20 protein-coding genes and 1 tRNA gene are annotated in these 23,056 nt (G+C 68.8%); 6 read left to right on the forward strand and 15 right to left on the reverse strand.

Features of this window, described 5'->3' with window-relative positions; all coding sequences use genetic code 11:
* Positions 1-46: 46 nt before the first annotated feature.
* The 5 genes from HDC31_RS17300 to HDC31_RS17320 all read right to left on the reverse strand — a co-directional run bounded on the left by HDC31_RS17300 (position 47) and on the right by HDC31_RS17320 (position 3,586).
* Positions 47-1,351 carry a 13E12 repeat family protein gene (locus tag HDC31_RS17300; protein ID WP_257022299.1) on the reverse strand — a complete coding sequence of 435 codons (1,305 nt, stop codon included), beginning with the start codon at positions 1,349-1,351 and terminating at the stop codon, positions 47-49.
* Between the two features lie 62 nt (positions 1,352-1,413).
* Positions 1,414-1,785 carry an RNA-binding S4 domain-containing protein gene (locus HDC31_RS17305; RefSeq protein WP_171011041.1) on the reverse strand — a complete coding sequence of 124 codons (372 nt, stop codon included), beginning with the start codon at positions 1,783-1,785 and terminating at the stop codon, positions 1,414-1,416.
* Positions 1,785-2,510: a lysoplasmalogenase gene (locus HDC31_RS17310; RefSeq protein WP_258546361.1), complete on the reverse strand. Its 726-nt coding sequence runs from the start codon at positions 2,508-2,510 to the stop codon at positions 1,785-1,787. The genes HDC31_RS17305 and HDC31_RS17310 overlap by 1 nt, the downstream gene beginning before the upstream one ends.
* The gene (locus tag HDC31_RS17315; protein WP_113681017.1) at positions 2,507-2,962 is read right to left on the reverse strand and encodes a hypothetical protein; all 456 of its coding nucleotides are present in this window, start codon (positions 2,960-2,962) and stop codon (positions 2,507-2,509) included. Before HDC31_RS17315 ends, HDC31_RS17310 begins: the two co-directional genes overlap by 4 nt.
* A 33-nt stretch (positions 2,963-2,995) precedes the next feature.
* Positions 2,996-3,586 carry a GNAT family N-acetyltransferase gene (locus HDC31_RS17320; RefSeq protein ID WP_113681016.1) on the reverse strand — a complete coding sequence of 197 codons (591 nt, stop codon included), beginning with the start codon at positions 3,584-3,586 and terminating at the stop codon, positions 2,996-2,998.
* A gap of 106 nt (positions 3,587-3,692) precedes the next feature.
* Between HDC31_RS17320 and HDC31_RS17325 the strand changes: the two genes are divergently transcribed.
* Positions 3,693-3,769, forward strand: a tRNA-Pro gene (locus tag HDC31_RS17325).
* A gap of 122 nt (positions 3,770-3,891) precedes the next feature.
* Here the strand turns inward: HDC31_RS17325 and HDC31_RS17330 are convergent.
* From HDC31_RS17330 to HDC31_RS17340, 3 genes are all read right to left on the reverse strand, one after another.
* On the reverse strand, positions 3,892-4,629 hold the full coding sequence (locus HDC31_RS17330) for a M23 family metallopeptidase (protein WP_179516380.1): 738 nt from the start codon (positions 4,627-4,629) through the stop codon (positions 3,892-3,894).
* A 229-nt stretch (positions 4,630-4,858) separates the two neighbouring features.
* A complete protein-coding gene (locus HDC31_RS17335) occupies positions 4,859-5,767 on the reverse strand; it encodes a M23 family metallopeptidase (RefSeq protein WP_170224181.1) in 909 nt (302 codons plus the stop codon).
* A gap of 104 nt (positions 5,768-5,871) precedes the next feature.
* On the reverse strand, positions 5,872-6,366 hold the full coding sequence (locus HDC31_RS17340; protein ID WP_179516381.1) for a hypothetical protein: 495 nt from the start codon (positions 6,364-6,366) through the stop codon (positions 5,872-5,874).
* Positions 6,367-6,579: 213 nt separating this feature from the next.
* Between HDC31_RS17340 and HDC31_RS17345 the strand changes: the two genes are divergently transcribed.
* Positions 6,580-7,164 carry an NADPH-dependent FMN reductase gene (locus HDC31_RS17345; protein WP_061017084.1) on the forward strand — a complete coding sequence of 195 codons (585 nt, stop codon included), beginning with the start codon at positions 6,580-6,582 and terminating at the stop codon, positions 7,162-7,164.
* 15 nt (positions 7,165-7,179) lie between these two features.
* Here HDC31_RS17345 and HDC31_RS17350 read toward each other — a convergent pair whose 3' ends face one another.
* Entirely contained in the window at positions 7,180-8,871 is a 1,692-nt protein-coding gene (locus tag HDC31_RS17350; protein WP_257022318.1) for a 2-isopropylmalate synthase, read from the reverse strand.
* A gap of 251 nt (positions 8,872-9,122) precedes the next feature.
* On the opposite strand from HDC31_RS17350, the gene HDC31_RS17355 reads away from it, so the two are divergent.
* Together HDC31_RS17355 and HDC31_RS17360 are read left to right on the forward strand one after the other, a co-directional pair.
* Positions 9,123-9,791: a FadR/GntR family transcriptional regulator gene (locus HDC31_RS17355; RefSeq protein ID WP_058633197.1), complete on the forward strand. Its 669-nt coding sequence runs from the start codon at positions 9,123-9,125 to the stop codon at positions 9,789-9,791.
* Positions 9,791-10,615: an ABC transporter ATP-binding protein gene (locus tag HDC31_RS17360; RefSeq protein WP_061017089.1), complete on the forward strand. Its 825-nt coding sequence runs from the start codon at positions 9,791-9,793 to the stop codon at positions 10,613-10,615. The genes HDC31_RS17355 and HDC31_RS17360 overlap by 1 nt, the downstream gene beginning before the upstream one ends.
* A gap of 16 nt (positions 10,616-10,631) precedes the next feature.
* Here HDC31_RS17360 and helR read toward each other — a convergent pair whose 3' ends face one another.
* From helR to HDC31_RS17375, 3 genes are all read right to left on the reverse strand, one after another.
* Positions 10,632-12,776, reverse strand: a complete 2,145-nt coding sequence (gene helR, locus HDC31_RS17365; protein WP_113681011.1) for an RNA polymerase recycling motor ATPase HelR — start codon at positions 12,774-12,776, stop codon at positions 10,632-10,634.
* A gap of 125 nt (positions 12,777-12,901) precedes the next feature.
* Complete coding sequence (locus HDC31_RS17370; RefSeq protein WP_061017094.1) at positions 12,902-14,491, reverse strand: amidohydrolase; 1,590 nt, start codon at positions 14,489-14,491, stop codon at positions 12,902-12,904.
* Positions 14,488-15,723 carry an MFS transporter gene (locus HDC31_RS17375; RefSeq protein WP_179516382.1) on the reverse strand — a complete coding sequence of 412 codons (1,236 nt, stop codon included), beginning with the start codon at positions 15,721-15,723 and terminating at the stop codon, positions 14,488-14,490. The genes HDC31_RS17370 and HDC31_RS17375 overlap by 4 nt, the downstream gene beginning before the upstream one ends.
* 188 nt (positions 15,724-15,911) lie before the next feature.
* Between HDC31_RS17375 and HDC31_RS17380 the strand changes: the two genes are divergently transcribed.
* Positions 15,912-16,514 carry a TetR/AcrR family transcriptional regulator C-terminal domain-containing protein gene (locus HDC31_RS17380; protein ID WP_061017096.1) on the forward strand — a complete coding sequence of 201 codons (603 nt, stop codon included), beginning with the start codon at positions 15,912-15,914 and terminating at the stop codon, positions 16,512-16,514.
* Between the two features lie 334 nt (positions 16,515-16,848).
* Complete coding sequence (locus HDC31_RS17385) at positions 16,849-17,232, forward strand: hypothetical protein (protein WP_046749353.1); 384 nt, start codon at positions 16,849-16,851, stop codon at positions 17,230-17,232.
* Between the two features lie 15 nt (positions 17,233-17,247).
* Here the strand turns inward: HDC31_RS17385 and HDC31_RS17390 are convergent, their stop codons facing one another.
* Genes HDC31_RS17390 through HDC31_RS17400 form a run of 3 tightly spaced genes read right to left on the reverse strand, consistent with a single transcriptional unit; the run spans position 17,248 to position 23,029 of the window.
* On the reverse strand, positions 17,248-20,706 hold the full coding sequence (locus HDC31_RS17390) for an error-prone DNA polymerase (protein ID WP_179516383.1): 3,459 nt from the start codon (positions 20,704-20,706) through the stop codon (positions 17,248-17,250).
* Positions 20,706-22,244 carry a DNA polymerase Y family protein gene (locus HDC31_RS17395; RefSeq protein ID WP_179516384.1) on the reverse strand — a complete coding sequence of 513 codons (1,539 nt, stop codon included), beginning with the start codon at positions 22,242-22,244 and terminating at the stop codon, positions 20,706-20,708. Before HDC31_RS17395 ends, HDC31_RS17390 begins: the two co-directional genes overlap by 1 nt.
* A complete protein-coding gene (locus HDC31_RS17400) occupies positions 22,241-23,029 on the reverse strand; it encodes a hypothetical protein (protein WP_113680243.1) in 789 nt (262 codons plus the stop codon). Before HDC31_RS17400 ends, HDC31_RS17395 begins: the two co-directional genes overlap by 4 nt.
* Positions 23,030-23,056 lie beyond the last annotated feature (27 nt).

Raw genomic sequence — 23,056 nt, forward strand, 5'->3', positions numbered from 1 at the left:
GCGGTCCGGTCGCCGTCGCCCCCGGAAGCCCGGAGTCAGACGAACATCACCCTTCGAGGAGGCGAGTCGGCGTAGTCCCGGCCCAGTGGGCTGTGCCAGGTGACGCTGCCGTCTCTCTCCTGCTGAGCGGTCCACCGATGCGCCTCCGGAATGTCGGGGTGCTTGAGCGTGTGGTGATTCCGGCAGAAGTGCGCGAGATTGTCGAGCGCGGTCGTGCCGCCCTTCGCATGATCGTGGTTGTGGTCGATCTCGCAGCGGTGCACCGGCGGCTCCAGCCCGTGTTGCGCGCTGCGAGCTCGCGCGCGACGTCGGGGTGCAGCGCTCCGTGCCCGTCGAGCTCCGCCGGGTCGTCGTCAGCGCCGGTGAGGGTGCTGGCCGCGATCGTCACCTGCACGCGGGCCTGGATGCCGTCGAGGCCGTCCCCGTGTGCGGCGCTCGGGTCTGCCGTGAGGAGCAGATCAGCGAAGAGGTCGGCCTGGGTCTGTGCCCACGTACGGGTGTCCGCCGGGAAGCGCACGACGTCGGGGTCGGTCGTGAACGTGCTCTCGTCGATGCCACGGATCACACGGTCATCGAGGAGGTCGAACACCGGATCGTCGAGGGAGATGTCCTCGGGGCTGATGCCCTCACGCCCGTCGTCGAACCACCAGGGCGGAGGAACGACATCGCTGTCATCCCGGGCGCGTACGACCGCTCGTGTCATCTGATTCAGTCGGTCGGCGATGGCGGTGGCGATCCACTCGGGCAGCACGGCGGTGAGCAGCGCGAGCCCGTCGTCGAGCGACTTCACCGTCACGCACCGTTCCTCGGCCGCACGTCGGTGTCTGTCGACGAGCGTCTCGCCGACGAGGGCGGCGACGACCTGTCGAGCGTGCGCCTTGGTGCGCGCTGCGGTGTCCTGCTCGGCGACCACCAGCACCGCCGTCTCGAACAGCTCCATGACTGCCGGATCGATCTTGCGGTTGCGGATGGCCTCGGCCACGCTGGCGCTGGCCCTGGCGATCTCGCGAACGTGTCCAGCGCTGACAGTGCCGCGCGAGAACGAAGCGCGGGTCGCGGGGAGATGACCGACCAGGGCCTGGGCGTCTGCGAAGGCGAACTCCATGGACCCCTTCGGCAGGCGGCCGGCAGCCGAGAACTCCGCGACCATCGACCGGTAGATCGCATCGCGGTGGAACGGGCTTGAGGCGACATCGGCATCGTGGATGGCGATCTGCTCCGTGAGCAACTCGGCTGCCTCGGCCTCGAGTGCGGCGATGCGGCGACGGGTCGCGACCCAGGCGTCGAGAACTCGACGACGTTCCTCGAGATCGAGATCGAGGTAGAGGTCGGGTTTCTTATCGTTCGCCATGAACTCAGTTTAGAACAAAGCTTCGAAAGCGAGAAGGTGCGGCCACGATGCATGCCGAGATATCAGCTCGGGAGATCGTCGTTGCGGCCGCGCAACCGATCGATGTCGCGTCGTTCGCGTTTGGTCGGTCGCCCCGCTCCGCGGTCGCGCACGCCCAGTGCTGCCTGAGGCTCTCGTTCGGGCGTCCGGTCGTCGTAGGCGAGAGCGGCGACGGGAGCGCCGACACGCTTGACGAGCAGCTGGCGGACGAAGAGGATTCGATCGAACCCGGCGATCCTGATGCGGACCTCGTCGCCCACCCGGATCTGCTGCGCGGCCTTCACCCTGTCTCCGTTCACGCGCACATGCCCCGCGCGGCATGCCGTCGTCGCCGCCGAGCGCGTCTTGTAGACACGGATAGCCCAGAGCCAGCTGTCGATGCGTGCGGCATCCATCAGGAACTGCTCTTCCTCAGTGCCACGAGAGCGCCGGCGACGATCAGTCCCTGCCCGATCGTGTAGGTGAGCATCACGGCGGGGCTGCTCCAGGGCGGCAGGGAATCGGGGAGGAAGAGTCGGAAAGCGAGGATCGTGTCGCTCGCGAGGAAGAACGACCCTCCGACGGCGATGACGGGATGGCAGCGCGCGGAGAAGGCGGCGGTCCCCGCGAGCACCAGTCCGTAGAGAGCGACGGCGACGAGAAGGCCACCGGTGTGCGGACCGAGCACGGCGATCATGGCGACCCACCAGCCGGCGTACACGAGAGCCCACCAGGGCATGCGCCGGGTCGACAGGTGACGTGCGAAGAGCAGGATGTAGGCCACGTGGGCGATGCCGAAGAACAGCAGCATCAGGGGCAGTTCGGGGCCGCCGGGGAAGAATGTCCCGGCTCCGTCGCCGAGCCAGGAGAAGAACACGGCAGCGAGCAGCAGGATCAGCGCGGAGCGCGGAACGAGGCGTCGCGCAGAGACCACGACCGGAACAGCCAGCAGCGGCATCAGGAGCAGTTTGGTGGGCGCGGCGAGCGGGCTGTCGACCGCCAACAGGACGACGTGGAGGAGAGACACGACGGTGTAGGGGAGGAACGTGGAGGCGAAGAGCACGCGGCGCCGCTGGAGCTCGTCGTCGTGTCGCGGCACCGACGGGGCCTGCGACCCGTCCCTCATGGCGCTGCTGTTCACGATTCGACGGTGACCTCGACGACGCTGTCGTCGACACCGAGATGCACAGCCGGCCAGTATCCCTCGGGGAAGTGCTCGCCGCAGCCGTCGGTCAGATGGAGAACGACCGTGCCGTCGGCGGCCGCTTCGATGGCCTCGACGGCGAGGTCTGTGCTGGCCTCGTCGAGCTCGAGACTTCCCGGTTCGCCCGCGCTGAACTTCGTGACGACGGCATCCGTGGCGATGCGTCGCACGATTTCGAGTCGCTTCACCGTGTCGCGCAGTCGGGGGAGCAGAGGCTCGACCTCGTCGGGGGCCGTGCCTTCCAGCATCAGTTCGAGCTCGGTGCCGTGGACCGAGACCGTGCCGACGAACCAATCGTGTGTCAGCACCGTTCCATCCGTGAGTTCCGAGCGTGCGCGCGTGAACGTGCCGAGCTCAGGATCGTCGATGGTCGGAGTCTCGTTGCTCATGACTTCACGCTAGCGGCTTCTCGTCGGTGGCGATCATCCGACGTGATCGAAGGAGAGCGCCACGAGCGTGCGACCCGGCTTGAGCTCGGCCTGTTCCATGAAGCCGGCCGCGAGGAACGTTCCGAGCGTGCCGTGGAAGAGGCCGTTGGAGCGCTGCTTCTCGCCGCGGGTGTCGACCGGATACCCCTCGATGAGGCGTGCCCCGGATTCTCGGGCGTACTCCACCGCCGCGCGCAGGAGCTCGAGGTTGAGTCCGCTGCCACGGTGCTCTCGGCGCACCACGAAGCACGTCACCGCCCAGACCGACTCGTCATCGAACGGCTCGGTGCTCGCCGCCGCGATGATGCGTGTGCGAGCGACCCGCGCTTGGCGCGTGCGAGGGCCGATGCGGATCCAACCGGCAGCCTCGCCGTCGACGGAGGCGACGATTCCCGGAGGCGGTCCCTCATCGATCTCGGCGCGGAACATCTCCGTGCGCTGCGGCGTCGTGGTCGTGTTCCAGTCTTTGTTGCTCAGCACGGGCCAGATGCACTGGCAACTGGCGCCGTCTCCGCCACCCGTGAGCGCGTGCTGGACATCGTCCCAGCGCGCCATCGTCGCCAGCTCGGTCGTGATCGTCGCCATGACGCGACGCTACGCGGGGCATCCGACACTCGCAACGCCTCGGTTCGCGGAGGGGGTGCGGATACGGCTAAGATAGGGGAGTTGCCTGCGCGAGAGTGCAGAACAACGGGCTGTGGCGCAGCTTGGTAGCGCACTTGACTGGGGGTCAAGGGGTCGCAGGTTCAAATCCTGTCAGCCCGACCATAAAAGCCCCGGAGAACCGCTGAAAAACGCGGAACTCCGGGGCTTTTTCCGTCTCCGGCGCCGTGCGGAGGGCTCCCACCGAGCACTCGGCATGGTGGGAGCCTTCCGTCACGCGCTCGCGACTACGCCGTCGGCGCCCCGATATAGCCGGCGAGGAAGGTGAAGGTGTCCCAGGAAACTCCGGGCACCTTCGAGAGCTCGGGCAGAGGCATGAGATCGGTTGCTCCGAGGCTGCGCAGGGTGTCGACCTGCATGCGGAAGTCGTTGTACTGCTGCTGGCTGGCGAAGTCGGTCTTCCCGCCGTACCTGAGGTGAACCACGGCTCCGGTCGGGACCTTCACGATTGCTTCCATTGCTGTCTCCTGTTGAGGTGTCGTCGGTCCGCTCCCTGCGAGCGGCGCGTCGTCGATGTAGGGATCGGGGTTGAGTGCCACGCCGTTGCGCTGGACTTCGATGTGCAGGTGCGGACCGGTGGACTGGCCGGTGTTGCCGACTCTGCCGATGAACTGCCCGCGTGAAACCGGCCCTGTGCCGATGCGCGTGCCCTCGAGCATGTGCGCATAGACGGTGCGATAGCCGTCGGCGTGCTGAATGTGAATGCTCTCGCCGTAGGCGCCCTTGTTCCCGGTGATACTGCTGATGACGATCGTCCCATCGGCGACTGCGTGGATCGGCGTCCCCAAACCCGGGGTGTAGTCGATTCCGGCGTGCGCCGGGTACTGTCCGACGAAGCCGCGCGAGCGCCCGGAACGGAACGTGAACGGGTAACCCCAGGTCACGGCCGCGGCCGCTGATTGCGGGCGACCGACCGCGCCCACGCCGGCAGCAGTGACCGCCGCCGTGATCGCAGCGGCCGTCATGAACGTTCTGCGACCTACTCCGGGCAGCACTGATGGGGGTTTCGGTTCGTTGGGGTGCATGTCAATGACAGTAGCGGGCTGTCCCCAGATCAACGTGCCGTGGTCCGATAGACGCTCGGGCGAGGTAGACCGCTGAACAGTACATGCAGATCGTCCGGCCCCCGAAGGCGGGCCGGACGATCTGACGGTCATCGCGTCTGGAAGCGGGACCGTAACAGCAGGGGCGGCGTCACGCCGGCCAGTAGTTCTTCTTGACCGTGACTTCTTCGATCTTCGCGGTGCCGCCGACCGACCGCACATGCGCGTAGAGCCGGACCGGACCGACCAGGGTGTACGGCATCACGTACTGCGCGTGGGTGATCCCGTCACTGGAGACGGTCTTCGGGATCTCGACGGTGGGCTGCACGAACGACTGTGCGACGGCGCCAGCGGAGTTCAGAGCCTCCGCGACCACACGGAGCTGGAGGGCGGAAGCGACGCCGGATGCCCGCAGGTTGACGACGACGTCTCCGGTCTCACGCCGTCCGGCGGCGAGTACCGCGAGATAGAACTCGGTTGCCCCGACGCGCACGGGCATCCAGGAGTTCGCAGGGATGACGGTGTTCCATGCGTAGGTGGTGGACTGATGGGTGGGCACGGGATCCTCCGAGGCGGGGGGTTGACTGGGTGAGTTGTCGATGACGTAGTTCTCGAAGTCGACGGTGTTCCTGAATCCGAGCTGGTTCGGTGAGCCGCCGATCCAGAGTGAGACGTGGACGTGTGCTCCGTAGCCGGTCTCGCTGTCGAAACCGGACGCTCCCGAGTAGGCGATGACCGTTCCCTGCGTCACGCGCGTGCCCACTCGGACCACACTCGAGTCGAGGTGCAGATAACGGATGTAGTTGCCGTCGTCCCCGCGGAGCGCCAGGTAGCGGCCCGTCGCCGTGGACGTGGTGTCCTTGCGATCGACGATGAGGCCATTCGTCACGGCCATGACGGGCATGCCCCTCGGCACGGAGTAGTCGGTGCCCGGCTCCGCGGAGTTGCGGTTGCGGTGCCCCTGCCAGGAGTCGGAGATCGGTGCGTAGCCACACGGCCGGATGTACGTCCCGGCTGCAGCCGCTCTTTCTCCGGGGGCCACGACGTTCAGCCCGAACATCGCGGCGCCACCTGCGACTCCGGAGGCGATCAGGGCCGATCTTCGAGAGAGAAGGGGAGGCGCCGGCGGGCTCGACGACTCCACCGTCGGTTCTGAGCCGCACATCAGCGGTCGCCGCCCTCGTTCTTCCCGTCGATCAACTTCTGGATCTGATCCTCGGGGAGGCGCTCGATCGACGCGGACGACAGCCCGATGTCCGGATTCGACGGAGAACCACCGATCGTGCACTGCGCCTCTCCTTGGAAGCCGGAGGTCTGCGCCGGGACGATCACGAGCCACTCCGGGGTCACGCTGCGGTGCTCGATGCGGCTGGCGGCCGAGTCGAACTGCACGTCGCCGGCGAAACCCGATCGCGTCGAGTCGACGCAGATCTCGACCAGCTGGGTGGCGGTGAAGTCCCCGAAGTCTCCGGAGCTGGAGCTGGGGGTCGGAGTGGGGGCAGGTTCCGATGTCGTGCTCGGGCTGACGGAGGGAGCGGGGGTGGAGGTGGGGACAGCGCTGGAGGTGGGGGCTGAGCCGGAGGCACATCCAGCGAGGGTGACTGCTCCGAGAGCCAACGCGGCTCCCAGGGCGAAGCGTTCGAGGCGGGGAGATCTCATGGTCCGAAAATAGCAGCGGCATCGCGCGGTGCCGGGGTGCCTCGACGGCCTGAGGCGAATCCGGGCGAAGAATCGCGGGCTCTGTTCCGCGTGCTCAAGCCTCGGTGCACGGGCGGCGAGGCAATGGAAGGGGCTTGCTATGCCGGGACACGGGGCTAGCCTGAACGCGAACACGTCCGACAAGCACATCCGAACAAGCAAGGGAGTATCCGCATGGCACACCGGATCGGCTACCTCATCGGAAGCCTCGCCCATGACTCGATCAACCGCGTCGTCGCGACCGCGCTCGTGAAGCTGGCCCCGCCCAGCCTGGAGATGGTCGAGATCCCGATCCGCGATCTGCCGCTGTACAACCGTGACGACGAGCTCGATCCGGTCGCCGCCGTGACCACGTTCAAGCACGCGGTCGAGCGCGCCGAAGGCCTCCTGATCGTGTCGCCGGAGTACAACCGCTCGATCCCCGGCGCCCTGAAGAACGCGATCGACTGGGGGTCGCGGCCGTGGGGTCACAACTCGTTCGCCCGCAAGCCCACCGGCATCATCGGAGCCTCCACCGGCGCCATCGGCACCGCGGTGATGCAGTCCTCGATGCGCAGTGTGCTGAGCTTCCTCAACGCCCCTCAGCTGAACGCCCCCGAGGCGTATCTGACCTACCGTCCTGAGATGTTCGGCCCCGACGGCACGGTCGAGGATGCCGGCACGAAGAAGTTCCTCGAGCACTACATGGAGGAGTACGCCGCCTTCGTCGAACGCGTGCTCTCCCTCACGGCACCCGGGCACGTCGGCGACCAGGACTGAACTTCTAGGCGGGAGTCAGCTTCCAGAGCGGGCGACCGCCGCCGCCATGAATGCGGACAGACTCGCGGAGAGTACGGATCGTCCGCGGCCGGCCGACCACGAGCTCCCCGCCGCGGTGCGGTGTTCGAGGAGCGTCAGAGCATCGCTCTCCGCCCCCGATCCGACGCTCGTCTGGTGGAGCCCGACGATGTCCACGCGCACGCCATGGGCGGAGAGTGCCGCAGAGAGAGCCTCGATAGGGCCCCCTTCACGGTGGACCGTCGTGTACTCGCGGCCCTCGACCTGGAGTGTGATGCGCGTGCGTGGGTTCCCCTCGCCGTCGGCGGAGTCGTAGGAGACGAGACGGGTCCCGGAATCACTGCCCGAAACGGCGCGGAGATAGACCGCTTCGAAGACATCCCACAGCACTGCCGCCGTGACCTCGGCTCCGGTCGCGTCGGTGTGCCGCTGCACGTGTCGGGCGAAGTCGATCTGCAGGCGCCGAGGCAGTTCGACCCCGTACTCGCTCTCCAGCAGATATGCGATACCTCCCTTGCCCGACTGCGAGTTGACGCGGATCACGGCGTCGTAGTCGCGACCGATGTCCGCGGGGTCGATCGGCAGATAGGGGACCCGCCACTCGATCTCCCTCTCATCGCGGTCCTCCGCGGCGGCGCGGGCGCGGTGCTCGGCGAAGCCCTTCTTGATCGCATCCTGGTGCGTGCCGCTGAACGCCGTGTGCACCAGATCGCCGACGTAGGGATGGCGGGCGTGCACCTCGATCCGGTTGCAGTGCTCGACGGTGCGGCGGATCTCGTCGATGTCGGAGAAGTCGATCATGGGATCCACCCCCTGCGCGTGGAGGTTCAGCGCGAGCGTCGCGATGTCGACGTTGCCCGTGCGCTCGCCGTTTCCGAAGATGCAGCCCTCCACCCGCTGCGCTCCGGCCAGTACCGCGAGCTCGGCGCAGGCGATACCCGTCCCGCGGTCGTTGTGGGGATGCACGGAGAGGACCACGCAGTCACGGCGTGCGAGGTTCTTGTGCATGTACTCGATCTGATCCGCGTACACGTTCGGGGTGGCGATCTCGACCGTCGCCGGCAGATTGAGGATCACCGGCCGCTCGGGGGTGGCCTGCCACAGCTCGGTCATCGCATCGCAGATGTCGATCACGTAGTCGGGTTCGGTCAGGTTGAACACCTCGGGGGAGAACTCGAAGCGCACGTTCGGCAGATGCCCGGCGAGCTCCCACAGGTCGCGGCCGCCGGAGAGGATGAGCTGCTTCAGCTCCTCGCGCTCGTGCCCCAGCACCAGGCTGCGCCACGCGGGGGCTGTCGCGGTGTACATGTGGATCACGACCTGGTTGGCGATGCCGCGGACGGACTCCACCGTCCGTTCGATGAGATCGCGGCGCGCGGGGGTGAACACCACGATCGTCACGTCCTCCGGTGCGATGTCGCTGTCCGCGATCAGCCGCACGAAGTCGTAGTCGGTCTGCGACGCCGACGGGTATCCCACTTCGATCTCCTTGTACCCCATCCGCACCATCAGCTCGAAGAACCGGTGCTTGCGGGCTGGATCCATCGGCTCGGCGAGAGCCTGGTTGCCGTCGCGCAGGTCGACCGGCACCCACAGCGGGGCGGCCGTGAGTCGATGGGTGGGCCAGTCCCGCTCGGTGAGCGGCACCTCGACGCGTGAGTAGACGTCGCGGTAGCGGTGCGAGGGCATCGGCGAGTTCTTCTGCCGGTTCCAGGCGGGAGCGTCGTCGATGCCGGCGGCGGCGGAGTCATGGATGGGCGATGTCGTGGTCATGGTGATGCGGCGTCCTTCTCGGAGAGGGGAGACCGGCACACTCGACCCCACGGCGGGGTGCCGGTCCGGCTACGCCCCGCCGTGGCGGCGAAGAAGGAGGTGCTCTGACGAGAACATGGCTAGACTGTAGCAGAACTCCTCAGACAAGTAGACGAGAGGCCGCGCGAATGGCACAGGTGAGACGGGCGCCGCTGGCGGACCAGGCGGCCGAGCTGCTGTGGCAACGCATCACGGCCGGGGAATGGGCGCTGGGGGAGAAGCTCCCCGGCGAGACGACGCTCGCCCTGCAGCTCGGTGTCGGTCGATCCACCGTGCGCGAGGCGATCCGGCAGCTCGCCGGGCGCGGAGTGCTGGCTTCGCGGCAGGGGGCTGGAGTCTATGTGACCGCGCTCGAAGCCCCGGAGGACTGGGATGCCGTCCTGCGCAAGGCCGACATCGTCGCGGTGATCGAGGCACGCATCGCGATCGAGACGGAGGCCGCCGCGCTCGCCGCCGCGAGACGCACTCCCGCGGATCTGCGCAGCATCCGCCGTGCTCTCGCCGATCGCGCCGCGCACCGCTCCCATATCGAGGCACACGTCGACGCCGACACCGCGTTTCATCGGACGATCGTGGCCGCCGCGCACAACCCGGTGCTCCTCGACCTGTTCGACAGCTTCACCCCGCGGTTGCGTGAAGCCATGGTCGAGATGCTCCGCATTCGGCGGTCGTTCGGGGACGACACCGACCAGGACGCGCACGCCGAGCAGGTGGAAGCCATCGCCGACCACGACGAAGCTGCCGCAGCCGAACGCAGTCGGGCTCATCTCCTCACCCTTCGCGAGGCGCTGTCGTGATGTCGGCGAAGGGTCTCGACGGCTCCGTCCCCCGCGACGTCCTCGCGCTGAGGGGCGTCGACGTCGTCCGCAACGCGCGGCAGATCCTGACCGGCATCGACCTCACCGTCAGGCAGGGCGAGCACTGGGCCGTCATCGGGCCGAACGGAGCGGGCAAGAGCACGATCCTGAGCATGTGCGGTGCGCAGGCGCACCCGACCAGAGGCTCTGTCCACGTGCTCGGACAGCAGCTCGGACGCGTCGAGATCAGACAGCTGCGGGAGTCCATCGGTCACGTGAATCCGCGTCACCCACTGCGCTCGCCGCTGACGGTGCGAGAGGTCGTGCTCACCGGAGCAACGGGGACCACGGAGATGATGAACAGATGGGAGCCCTCCCCGGCGATCCTGGCGCGCGTCGAGCACCTCATGGCGCTGCTGGGTCTCGAGGCGATCGAGGCCGCAACGTGGCCCACCATGTCCCAGGGAGAGCGCGGAAGAGCCCTCATCGCTCGCGCGTTGCTGCCCGACCCCGCGCTCCTTCTCCTCGACGAGCCCTCGACGGGTCTGGACGTCGCGGCGAGGGAGCAGTTCCTCGAGACGCTCGATCTGCTGCACAGCACGCAGCCCGAACTCGCCACCGTCCTCGTGACGCATCACCTGGAGGAGCTGCCCCGGTCGACCACGCATGCGGCACTGATCGCGAAGGGGGAGATCGTTGCCAAGGGGCAGGCCGACGCCGTGCTCACGACACCCCTGGTGACGGCGGCGTTCGCATACCCCATACGGATCGAGCGGCGCGAGGAGCGCTGGCAGGCCCTCACCGGTCGCGTCCTCGTCGGGTGACGTCGCGAGCGTCGCTTCACCGGAGCACGATGAGCTCGCTGGTGGATCGGGTCATGGACACGTAGCGGTCCACGGCGCCGGTCACGTCATGTCCGAACTGATCGGGATGGACCAGCACGACCAGGTCGAACTCCAGGCCCTTCGCACCCTCGGGCGTCAGGGATCGCACGCGCGCGGTCGGGGCGAAGTCGGGGGCGCCGATCACGCACGCCACGCCGTCCGGATGCGCGTCGACCCAAGCCTCCAGCAGGCGCGGGAGTGCGGCGACGACGTCATGACGCACCGGCATTCCGCTCTCGCGCACCGAGGACGGGACGTTCGCATCGGGGATCGCCGCGAGGATCTCTGGAGCAGCGGCCTCCATCACCTCCGTCGGCGTCCGGTAGTTCACCCCCAGATGAGAGATCCTGACGTCGCGGAGTCCGACGCGGGCGAGTCGGGCCTCCCAGCTCTCGGTGAATCCGTGACGTGCCTGCGCGCGGTCTCCCACGATCGTGAAGCTCCTCGAAGGGCAGCGGGCGATGAGCATCCGCCACTCCGCGTCGGTGAGCTCCTGTGCCTCGTCGACGACGATGTGTCCGAACGGTCCGGACAGCTCGTCGGGTCGCAGCGCGGGGGGAGCGTCGACACCGAGCAGCACATTCCGTGCGTCCTGGCCCCGCAGGATCGACATCACCTTCATCTCGCTGTCGTCGTCCTCGATGAGGTGGTCGACCACGTGGGAGATCTGCTCCTGGGCGGAAGCGATCACGGCCTGGCGTCGGTGCTCGTCGCGGACGGTATCGGGGTCGCCGATGCGGCGGCGCGCGGCGTCCAGGAACGGGATGTCCGACACGGTCCATGCCGTCGACCCGTCCCGCTGCAGGAGTGCGATCTCCCCCGGTGAGAGCCCCGGCGCACAGTGCCGCAGGAATTCGGGTGAGCTCCACAGTCGTGCGACGACCGATGTCGGGGACAGCATCGGCCAGGCGCGCATGAACGTCCCGGTGAGTTCCTCGTCCTGACGCAGCCACCTCCGCACCGTGTGGGGCGGCGCATCCTCGTCGTCCACCTGGTCCGTCAGCAGCTCGAGGATCTCCTCCCACACCTCGTCGCGTGCCTCGTTGTGCGAGATGGCAGGGTCCGCGTTCGAGAACAGTTCAGCCCATTCGTCGCGACTCAGCCACAGGTCGGCCCACGGCGATTCCAGACGCATGGCGTGATGCGGCGGGCGCTCGAACCACCTCGCGGCAGCGTCGAGCAGCGAGACGGGGTCGAGCGTGCCCTTCAGCCGCGCCACTCGGGCGTCGTGTTCGGTGCTCCGCTCGTCGGAGGCCGAGGCTCCCTCCGGGACGAGGTCGCGGATGGTCGCCAGTCGCACGGTGTCCTCGCCGAGGCTGGGAAGCACGTCCTCGACGTATGCGAGATAGTGCGCATGAGGGCCGATCAGCAGCATGCCGCCCGCACTCTGCGTGAGGCGCGGCTCCGCGTAGAGGAGTTGGGCGGCGCGGTGCAGTGCCACGACGGTCTTGCCCGTGCCCGGGCCGCCGTCGACGACGAGAGCTCCCCTGGACGAGGTGCGGATGATCGCATCCTGGTCGGCCTGGATGGTCGCGAGCACGTCGCGCATCCTGGCCGTGCGATGAGTTCCGAGGCTGGCGATGAACGCGGATTGATCGTCGAGGGAGGCCGCGCCGTCGAACGCCGCGTCGCTCAGCGCCTCATCCCAGTAGTCACGGATGCGTCCGTCGGTCCAGCGGTAGCGACGTCGGGAGATCACACCGCGCGGATGCTCGAGGGTCGCCGCGAAGTACGGCTCTGCGGCAGGAGTACGCCAGTCGATGAGGAGCCGGGACCCGTCCGCGTCCGCGAGGCCGGTGCGGCCGATGTACCGATGTTCGCCATCGTCGAGGGTCATCCGGCCGAGGCAGATGTCGAGGCCGAAGCGCTCGAGCACGCGAAGGCGTCCGCTCAGTCGGCGGATCTCCAGGTCCCGGTCGACGACGGCATCTCCGAGGTCCGCTTCCCGGCGGCGCGCTTGCGTCAGTCGCGAGATCACGTCTGCGCGCTGCAGCTCGAGAGCGTCGGCGATCCTCCGGAGATGCTCGCGGTCATCGGCGATCAGTTCCGGAGCGGCTTTCGCGCGCAGATCGTCCGCGAGGTGGAACGGGTCGAAAGGCATGGATCTCCTTCACGCCGGGCGTCATTCGCACGAGCGAGGGTCGATTCTGCCCCAGGGTGGGGGCCTTGCGGCAAGCCCCCACCTCGGCGATATCCTGGAAATGCGCAGGAGAGGTGCTCTTCGCGCTAGCTCTCGTACACGGTGCGTCCGGCGATCACGGTCTGCGATATGCGTGTCCCCAGCAGAAGGGCCGGATCGCCCGCGAACGGGTCGGCGTCGAGCACCACGAAGTCAGCGGCGTATCCGACCGCGATGCGGCCGCGCCAGCTGCCGTCGCCGATCGATGCCGCGGCGTCCCTGGTGGCGTGCGCGATGGCCCGTTCCAGCGGAAGTGCCTGAGTCGGGTCGACGGCCGGCACACCCGGAACCAGCGCCGAGGCACGTGTGGCGGCGACGTACATGTTCGCGAGCGCCTCGTAGGGGGCGGTCGGCGCATCGGTCGAGAAGGCGAGGAGTGCTCCTGCTTCGTCGTACTCCGACCACGCGAACGCGCGGGCGACGCGATCGTCGCCGATCTGCGCCGCCCAGTTCGCGAAGATCGCGGGGTCGGCGTGCACGGGCTGCATGGAGGCCGTCACCCCGAGCCGCGCCATCCGCCCGGCGGTTCCCGGCGCGGCGTACTCGAGGTGCTCGATGCGGTGCCGACGCGGGCGGTCGCCGTTCACCGCGACGGCGTGCTCGATCGCATCGAGGGCGAGTGCGCTCGCGGCGTCGCCGATCGCGTGCATCGCGATCTGAAGTCCCGCCGCGTCCGCCGCCGCGACCACCGGCAGCAGCCGCGCGGCCGGCCAGATCGGCTCGGCGTTCGAGCCGTCGGCGTAGGCAGCTCCCATGGCGGCAGTGCACGCGTCGATCGTGCCGTCGAGCACGAGCTTTATCCCGACGACGCGAACACCCGCGGTCGACGCCGATGCGTGCACCGACGCCTGAGCGACCTGCGCGAGGTTCGCCGCATCGTCTCCGCTGTTCGCGACGAACCAGTGCGCGGCGACGCGCAGGGGCAGCTCGCCGCGTTCGGCTGCCCTTTCGAGCGCAGCGAGTCCGAGCTCGTCGAACGCCATGTCGACGGCCCCCGTCACGCCGGCGGAGAGGTAGGCGGACACGACCCGTGCGACTGCCGCATCCCGCTGAGCGTCCGTCGTGGAGGCGTCGCGCTGCGCCCACGCGTACTGCTGTGCGGCGGTCTCATAGAGCATCCCCGTCGGCTCGCCGGACGCGTCGCGGGCGATGCGTCCGCCGAGCGGGTCGGGGGTGTCCCGCGTGATCCCCAGCTCGCGCAGCGCCGCCGTGTTCACCCAACAGGAGTGGTAGTCGTTGGCATCGAGGTAGACGGGGATATCGGCGACGACGGCATCGATCATCGTCGCGGTCGGCTCCCCGTCGGGGATCGCGTCGAACAGCCAGCCGCGTCCGCGCAGTACTCCCGACGTGGTGCGGCGGGCCTCGTCCAACCGGCGTTGGATCTCCTCGAGCGATGCGGCGTCGGTGAGTCCGACCTGTCCGAGCGCCTCGCCCATCATGAGCAGGTGGGTGTGCGCGTCGGTGAACCCCGGAAGGACGACGCGTCCTCCGAGATCGACCTCCGCGTCGGCGTGCGGGGCTTCCGCCTCGGAGCCCACGTGGATGAACTCCTCGCCGTCGACGACGATGGCCTCCGCCCAGCGGGACTCGTCTCCCGTGAAGATCCGGGCGTTGCGATAGAGGGTGCGGGTCATGCGGTGGTCTCCTGAGAGGTCATGCGATCCAGACGCGTCGATAGGAGGGCGATCGCCCCGGCGGGTACGGCGAGGACGAAGCTCGCGATGCCGAGGGCGACCGCGAATCCCTGATAGCCGAGAACGCCGACGAGGGCTGCGCCGATGACGGGGGTGAGGGCCGACCCGACGAGGTACACCGCGAGCAGGGGGCCCGACCAGCGGCCGTCGGCATCCAGGGCCGCCGATGTCGACACGAAGTACATGAAGGCGATCGCGTACACCGAGTTCCAGGCGATGAAGATCACGATGAACGTGGTGGGATCGGTCACGAAGCCCTCCACGATCTTGAGCGCGCCGCCGGCGACGAGCAGGATCACGAGCGGTACCGCGCGCCCGAGACGTGCCCCCACGATCATGAGGAGCAGCGAACCGAGCAGTCCGCCGGCCGTCGCGCCGCTCAGCGCGATGCCGAGTCCCTCCGGCGTCAATCCGGCCTGTTCCGCGCCCATCACGCCCGCCATGGCCCACAGCGAGTCCTCGCTGGCCGCCCACAGCGCGAACACCAGCAGGAGGCCGACGCCGGCCGCGGTGACGGTCCGTGTGCGGGTGGGGGACGTCCTGACTGTCCCGGTCGGCGGCACCTCGATCGGCATCGCCTCGGCGACGGCTGCTCCGGCCTGCGGGGCGACGACGGGGGCGGCGGGCAGCCAGGCGGTGGCGACGAGCCCGATCAGGGAGAACAGGGCGAGCGCGCCGAACACATCGATCGGCGCGAGGCCGATCAGGGGGATGACGGCGAGCACCACGGTGATGACGCCCCGGTTCGCGAGTCCGTTGAAGCCGGCGACCCGGTCCGGGTTGCGGAACGCGGCGAGCGCTGCGCCCGATGCGGCGACCGCTCCGCCCGCTCCGGCGCCGCCGAGGAGGAGGCCGGGGAGCATGGCGGCGGGTGCGAGTGCGGCGGTCGCGAAGCCGACGACGGCGAGACCTAGTCCCGCGCGGGCCACGGTTCGGCGATGCCTGCCGGCGCACAGCGGAGCGATCGCCAGTCCGGTCACGGCGGTGAGCAGGAGTGTCGCGGTCACGAGCCAGCTGGCGGCGAGCACGTCGAGGCCGAGGCCGGTCTGGGCGGCCGTGATCATGTACGGCGACAGGTTGACGCCCAGATACCCGGCGATGCCGATCGCGAAGGTCGCGGCCGCTGTCGGGAAGCGGAGAGGGATTCTGGTGCGGAGATCGAGCGTGGTCATGGAGCTCCAAGGGGAGTCGGCACGGCATTGTGCGCGGGGAGGGGAGACAACGGGTGTGCGTCGGATGGGGCACGAGATCATAAACGAATGGTGTTCGTAAACGAATGGTGTTCATTATTATGCACAGGAGGGGGTTCTTGCGGAACCCCCGAACTCACGACCGGTCCGCCGGAGAAAGCGAGCCCCCGATGCCGAGGCCCTCCACACCGCTCCTGTCTCCGGAGATCATCGGCGCCGCGGGCCTCGCTCTCGCGAGAGGCGGCCGGCCCTTCGGGGTCAATGCCATAGCCCGCGAGCTCGGCGTGCGCCCCTCCTCGCTGTACAACCATGTCGACGGCATGGACGGGATACTCGAACTCATCCGCGGGCAGCTCGTGCAGGGATACCTCGTGCAGTGGGACGGCGAGCCCTGGGATGTCTTCGTGCTCGCGGTGCTGCGAACCCAGCGCCGAATGTATGCCGACCATCCGCAGCTCGTTCCATTGCTCGTGGGGAAGACGATCACGCATCCGGCCGTCATCGCCGCATACGACGACCTCGCCTCGGCGCTCGTCGACGGCGGTTTCCCCGAGGACGAGGTGCTCTCGGTGATCGCCGTCATCGACGCCTTCGCGATCGGCTTCGGTCTCGATCTCGCGTCGCCTGACGAGATCTGGCAGCCGGGGGAGCCGACCCGCACGCTTGGACGCCTCATCGACGGGGCCGAGCGGGGGAGCGCCCGCTCTGATCGCACCTTCGAGCTCGGGGCCGACCTTCTCCTGGAATCCCTGCGCACACGACTTGCGCGCTGATCGCCGGAGGTGCACGATCGCCGAGGCGATGCGAAGGAGCCGTGGATCGAGTCCAGCGCAGTGTAGTGCGGTGGGGAGATTTGCCCTCTCGATGACCCGCCCCAGATGGTGCCGCCGAGAGGGCTCACCGCCCTTCCCGGACGGTAGGGGAGGCGGCGAAGATCTCGCTGCGCTCACGGCTGATTTCCCCAGGTCATCAGCCTCGTAGCCCCCGCTACGAGAGCAGAATATCGCTTAATCGGCTTGTCCGCCATTTGGGGGACAAAGAAATTTTCGAATTCGGGTAGCGGGGACTCGCTGTTGTCTTCCTCTGGTGCTTCTCTAGGGTGGACTCATGGACAGACTGCTCGTGCTCACCGCTCAGGTCGCCATCCCCCACGGCCATCGCATCGACGTGACGGAGCAGGTCGATCCGCTCACCGATGAGCCGGTGGTCCTGGCCATCGTCGACCTCGACACCGGCATCCGCTACCGACGCGAAGAGGACCCGAGTGGCGACTTCTCCCGCTGGATCGGGCGGGTGTTGAGGTGCACGGTCACCATCGGAGGCGCAGGAGCCCACACCACGCTGCTCGTCGATCCCCTCGGTCCCGGGTATACCGGTGCCAAGGTGGCTCTCCACGAAGCCGACGCCGCTGCCGATGCCGCCAAGGCCGAGGCGGACCGGTGGGGCGGAGCCGATCGCCCGCCGGCAGAGGAGCCGGAGCGCTTCTGGTGAACCCGGCGCGCAGCGTCACCGGAAGTCTCTGGAGCGATGGGTGAGACCGGTGCGCAGATCCTCGAACCCATCGGCCAGCACATTGACCACGCCCTCGGCCGATCGTTCCAGGATGCCGCGGATGATGAGCGCCGGTGAGTCTCGGGCCACGCGGCGGTAGCGGTTCCAGACCCCGGCCGAGCAGACGACGTTCACCAGCCCGCTCTCATCCTCGAGGTTCACGAAGGTGATCCCGGAAGCCGTGGCCGGTCGTTGACGATGGGTGACGAGCCCGGCGACCTCGATGCGTCGACCCGCCTCGTGCCTCTGCAATTCGACCGCTGTCAGCACGCCGCGAGCGCGCAGAGCCTCCCGGAAGTGCGTCAGGGGATGGTCGTCGGTCGACACCCCGGTCGCCCACAGGTCGGCGGAGAGCCGCTCGTAGCTGCTCTGATCGGCGAACAGGGGCGGCTGCACCGCGACTGTGGTCCCCGGGAGGAAACGGGAGCGATCCTCGGCGGCGGCTCCCGCCATCCAGATGGCCTCCCGGCGTTCCAGGCCCAGACAGTCGAAGGCCCCGGCGGTGGCGAGCGCCTCCAGCTGGGCGGCTGTGGCATCCGTGCGTCTGACCAGGTCGTTCAGGTCCCGATAGAGGCCGTTCGCTTCGCGCTCGGCGACGATCTTCTCGGCCATCGCCATGCCGATCCCACGGATGCCGCCGAGTCCCAGCCGCACAGCGGACCCGCCGTCTCTGCGGTGCGCGGCGGATTTATCCGCGGCAGACCTGTCGAAGCGCAGCACCGGCGGCTGAGGGACGCTCAGGCACGGATCCTGGCCGGTCGGCCCTCTCGGGGTGTCCGAGGAGAGCGGCTCCAGCAGCTCCATCGCACCGGAGAGATGCAGATCGGGGCGGCGCACCTCCACTCCGTGCCGTCGGGCATCCGCGGTCAGGGTCGCGGCGGAGTAGAAGCCCATGGGCTGCGAGCGCAGGAGTCCCGCGAGGAACGCGGCGGGGTAGTGCAGCTTCAACCAGGAGCTGGCATAGACGAGGAGTGCGAACGACAGCGAGTGCGATTCGGCGAAACCGAAGTTGGAGAACGCCTGGATCTGCGCATAGATACGATCCGCCGCCTCGTCGACGAGCCCGCGCCTCGCCATCCCCGCATAAAGCTTGTCCCTGACCTTCTCGATCCTCTCGAGGCCCCGTTTGGAGCCCATGGCCCGGCGCAGCAGATCGGCTTCGTCCGCTGTGCAGTCGCCCACGGCGGTGGCCATCTGGATGAGCTGTTCCTGGAAGATCGGGATGCCCAGCGTGCGCTTCAGGATGTCCTCCAGATCGCTGTGCGGGTAGGGGATGGTGAACTCCACCGGCGGTTCTCCCCGAGACCCCCGTTCCCGGTTCTCCTCGTCGACGCGGTCCTTCGCCATCTTGCGCCGGACGAACGGGTGCACGGCCCCGCCCTGGATGGGGCCGGGCCGGATGAGGGCGATCTGGATGGCGAGGTCGTAGAAGCTCCGCGGTTGCAGGCGGGGGAGCAGCCCTATCTGAGCACGGGACTCCACCTGGAAGACGCCGATCGAGTCCGCGCGGCAGAGCATGTCGTAGACGCCGGCCTCCTCCTTCGGGATCGTCTCGAGCGTCCACTCCTCACCCGTGGTCTCCCGGATCAGGTCGAAGCAGTGCTGGAGGGCGGCGAGCATCCCGAGTCCCAGCAGATCGAACTTCACCAACCCCATGAAGGCGGCATCGTCCTTGTCCCACTGGATGACCGTGCGGTTCTCCATGCGGGCGTGCTCCACAGGAACGACCTCTCCGACGGGGCGCGCGGTGAGCACCATGCCCCCGGAATGGATGCCGAGATGTCGAGGCGCCTTCAGCAGCTCTCCGGCGTAGGCGAGCACGTTCTCGGGGATGTCGTGCCCCTCTGCGGGTTCCAGTCCCGCTCCCCAGCCGTCGACCTGGCGGGACCAGGCATCCTGCTGGCCCGGGGAGTGGCCGAGAGCCCTGGCCATGTCGCGCACCGCATTCTTGGGGCGGTACTGGATGACGTTCGCCACCTGGGCAGCCCGCTCCCTCCCGTACTCCGCGTACACCCACTGGATGATCTCCTCACGGCGGTCGGAGTCGAAGTCGACGTCGATGTCCGGCTCCTCCGTCCGCGTGGTCGCGAGGAACCGCTCGAAGGGCAGACGGTAGAGGATCGGATCGACCGCGGTGATGCCCAGCAGGTAGCAGACCGCGCTCGCCGCAGCCGACCCCCTGCCCTGGCAGAGGATGCCGCGCCTCCGGGCCTCCGCGACGATGCCGTGCACGATCAGGAAGTACCCCGGGAAGTCCTTCTCCTCGATCACGTCGAGCTCGCGGGCGATCCGGTGCCGGCCGTCATCGTCCAGTCGTGGATACTTCGACGGCACGGCCTCCCACACCAGGTGACGCAGCCAGGTCATCGGAGTGTGCCCCTCCGGAACCTTCTGCTGCGGCAGGGCCGGTCGAGCCAGGCGAAGCGGGAAGGCCGAGGTCGCGGCCAGCTCGAGCCCGTACGAGATCGCCCCGGGGTGCCGCTGGAAGCGCGCCGCCATCTCCGCACCGCTGCGCAGATGCGCCCCTCCGTGCGCGGGCAGCCAGCCGTCGAGCTCGTCCATGCTGCGCACCGCGCGGACCGCGGCCACGGCCTCGGCGAGCGGCGCCTGTGCCGGTGTGGCGTAGTGCACGTTGTTGGTCGCGACCACCGGCAGCCGCATCCGACGCGCCAGGTCGGCGAGAGCGTCGTTGCGTCGAGTGTCGAGGGGGTCGCCGTGATCGAAGAGCTCGACGACGACGTTGTCGCTTCCGAACAGGTCGACGAGCGACCCCAGCGGCGTGCCCGCGTCCCCCGCTTCGAGTCCGCGACGCACGGCGCCCTTCCGACATCCGGTCAGGATCGTCCAGTGCCCGTCCGCGCGTGCCACGAGATCGTCCAGGTCGTAGACCGGGCGCCCCTTCTCACCTCCCCGCAGCTGCGCAGAAGTGATCGCCCCCGAGAGTCGGTGGTATCCCTCCATGCCTCGGGCGAGGACCAGCAGGTGCTCGCCTGCGGGATCCGCGGAACCCCGTTGCGGCGCCGGCAGGTCGAGCGACAGCTCTGCCCCGAACACCGTCTGCAGCGGGCTCTCCATGAGATCGGCCACCTCGGCGAAGCGCGCGGCTCCGTAGAAGCCGTCGTGGTCGGTGAGGGCGAGAGCGGTCAGGCCGAGTCGCTCGGCCTCGGCGAGGAGGTCTTCGGGGGACGACGCCCCGTCGAGGAACGAGTACGACGAATGAGCGTGCAGCTCGGCGTAGGGGACCGCGTCCGCGGGGCGGGGGACGGCGACGGGGGGAGTGCGCTTGCGTCGGCGGCTCACCGGTCCCGGATCCCTCCGCTGCCCTCGGGGCTCGGCGACCGGGGGGCGCGACTCCTCGCCGCTGAGGGTGCGCTCCAGATCGTTCCAGGACAGCGGCGGATTGTGCCAGCCCATCAGCGGTACCTCCCCTCGGCCCACCAGCGCTCGCCGGTGCAGAACACCAACCACGCACGGTCGTCGTCGTCGACGATCTGGAGCCGGTGTCCCCGCTTCCCGCCCCCTGGCGCCCAGCGTCGTTCGTGCACGGGCCAGGGTCCTGCCCAGGCCTGCACGGCGGATCCGTCGATGCGGGCGGGGTCGTTCGAGAGCGAACCCCGCTCATCGACGCTGATGGTGCTCTCGTCCGCAGCGACCACGCCGATGGGTCTCGGCGGTCGGAAGACCTCGGCCGGCAGGGGGTCGGGAAGGCTCCCCGGCCACGGGGAGCCGGGGTCGCGGGGCGGGACGGTGCGCTCTCCCCACGGGGTGAGCACCTGGCGATCCGCGAGCCAGCGACCACCGGCGACGGCGGCGGTGACCACGCCCTGATGGCCCAGCATGGTCTGCACGCGCGAGACCGCATGGTGCAGACGTTCATCCGTGCCGGAGCCGAAGAGCCCCGGCTGGTGGTGCGCGGCATCGTCCACGGCCGCGGGGACGATCCGCACCGCCACGATGCCGCCGAACGCCCGCGCCTCGTCGACCGGCTCCTTCGCGGACTGCGCGGCCAGGGATTCCAGCTGCCAGCGCACCCGGTCGACGAGGTCGGAGGCGTCGAAACAGGTCGGATGCAGCCAGGACCGGGAGAAGACGGCGCCGTTGTCGTCGGTCAGATCGATCCGCACCTCCGTGCAGACGAGGGAGGCGTCGCCCAGAGCGAGCATCACCGCGTCCGCCGTCTGACGCACCGCGAAGGCCACCTGGTCCGTTCCCCCCAGCGGGGAGTCGAACTCGATGGCCCGCACCAGCTCCGGATCGGGCGGGCGCGGCGTCAGCGGACGGGAGTCGGCACCGGCGGCGAGGGCGTGCAAGCGGGCGCCGTGCTCGCCGAAACGGTCGCGCACGTCGAGCGCGGTGAGGGATGCGAATTCACCGAGCGTGCGCACGCCGAGCCTGACGAGGAGTCCGGCGATCTGCTCGTCGCGCAGCACCTGGACGGGATACGGTGCCAGGAACTCTCCGGACGCCCCCTGCGGCACCACAGTGCAGGGTGCGGTGCCGCGCGCCGCGATCTCAGCCGTGAACGGGCCGTCGGCGACGCCGACCCGCACCTCGGGGAACCCTGCATCGGCCAGGACGGCGGTGAGGGCTTCGGCGGCTTCCGCCTCTCCTCCGTGATAGCGGGAGATGCCTCTGGCGCGGAGGATCGCGAGTCCCGGTCGCAGCAGCGTGACCCCTGGCGCATGCTTCTCGATCAGGTGCAGCACCGGCAGGAAGGCCCGCTCGTCGCGGTCGGGGTCGTGGGAGAGCACGCGCAAAGAGGCGAGGTGCCCCTGCGCGATCCTGCGGCGCTGACCGGTGCGCACACCGTGCTCCCTGGCGGACGCGGTGCAGGCGACGATCGTGTTCGCCTGCACCAGGGCGGTGGGCGGGTGCGGGGGAGCGATGCCGAGCGCCGCCCGCATCGGCCAATCGGGGAACCACAGCACCAGCACACGGAGCGGGCTTTTCATCCGGCTTCCGCCCATCGCAGGAGCTCAGGTGGCGGGGATCCGCTCGATATGGCGGTCTCCGGAGCGAGCGCCGGCAGCGCGGTGAGCTCGGCTCCGACGGTCTCGACCGCACCATGTCCTCCTGGCAGCTGCACGCGCACGCTCGACGGACGAGGGCTGTGCCGTGTCCGGGCGGTCACCGTGACCGTGCAGTCCGAGAGCAGTCCCCATCCGGCGCCGAGTCCGTGCCAGTGCGGGTCATGCAGGCGTATGGTTCCTTCGCTCTGTGGCCAGCGCTCCGCCCCCGGTGTCTCGGTGACGAGGAGTGTGCAACCGCGATCGCGCAGACGAGCGCTCAACCGGGCGACATCGGCGTCTCGTGCGCGTGAGCCGGGGGAGACGACGATCAGGGGCACGACCTCGGCCAGAGCGGATGTCGCGGCGAGCCAGCGATCTCCCGGCGTCGGTACGAGGATCAGGCGGGCGAGGTCGATGCCGAATGCGGCTGCGGCTTCCACGCCGAGGGTCGGCATGCCGACCACGGCGCACCACAGCCCCTTCTGCGACGCGGCGCCGAGCAGCGCGAGGACGAGGCTGGGTGAAGGGGACACGGAGTAGGAGGTGCCGGTCTGCAGTCCCCCTTCCGGAAGGAGTGAGGCGAAAGCAGGGTCGAGGGGCAGCAGCGCCTGTTCGCTGCGCCGTCGTTGCATCCGGCTGATCTCGCGACGCAGCCGCAGCACTTCTCCCGCACGGGAGTCGCCCGTGGGGGAGAGCGAGGCGATTGCGTCGAGCCCGATCACCTGCATCCTTTCTCGAAGATATATTCTAATATA

The sequence above is a fragment of the Microbacterium sp. JAI119 genome, assembly GCF_013410135.1.
Classification (GTDB): domain Bacteria; phylum Actinomycetota; class Actinomycetes; order Actinomycetales; family Microbacteriaceae; genus Microbacterium; species Microbacterium oxydans.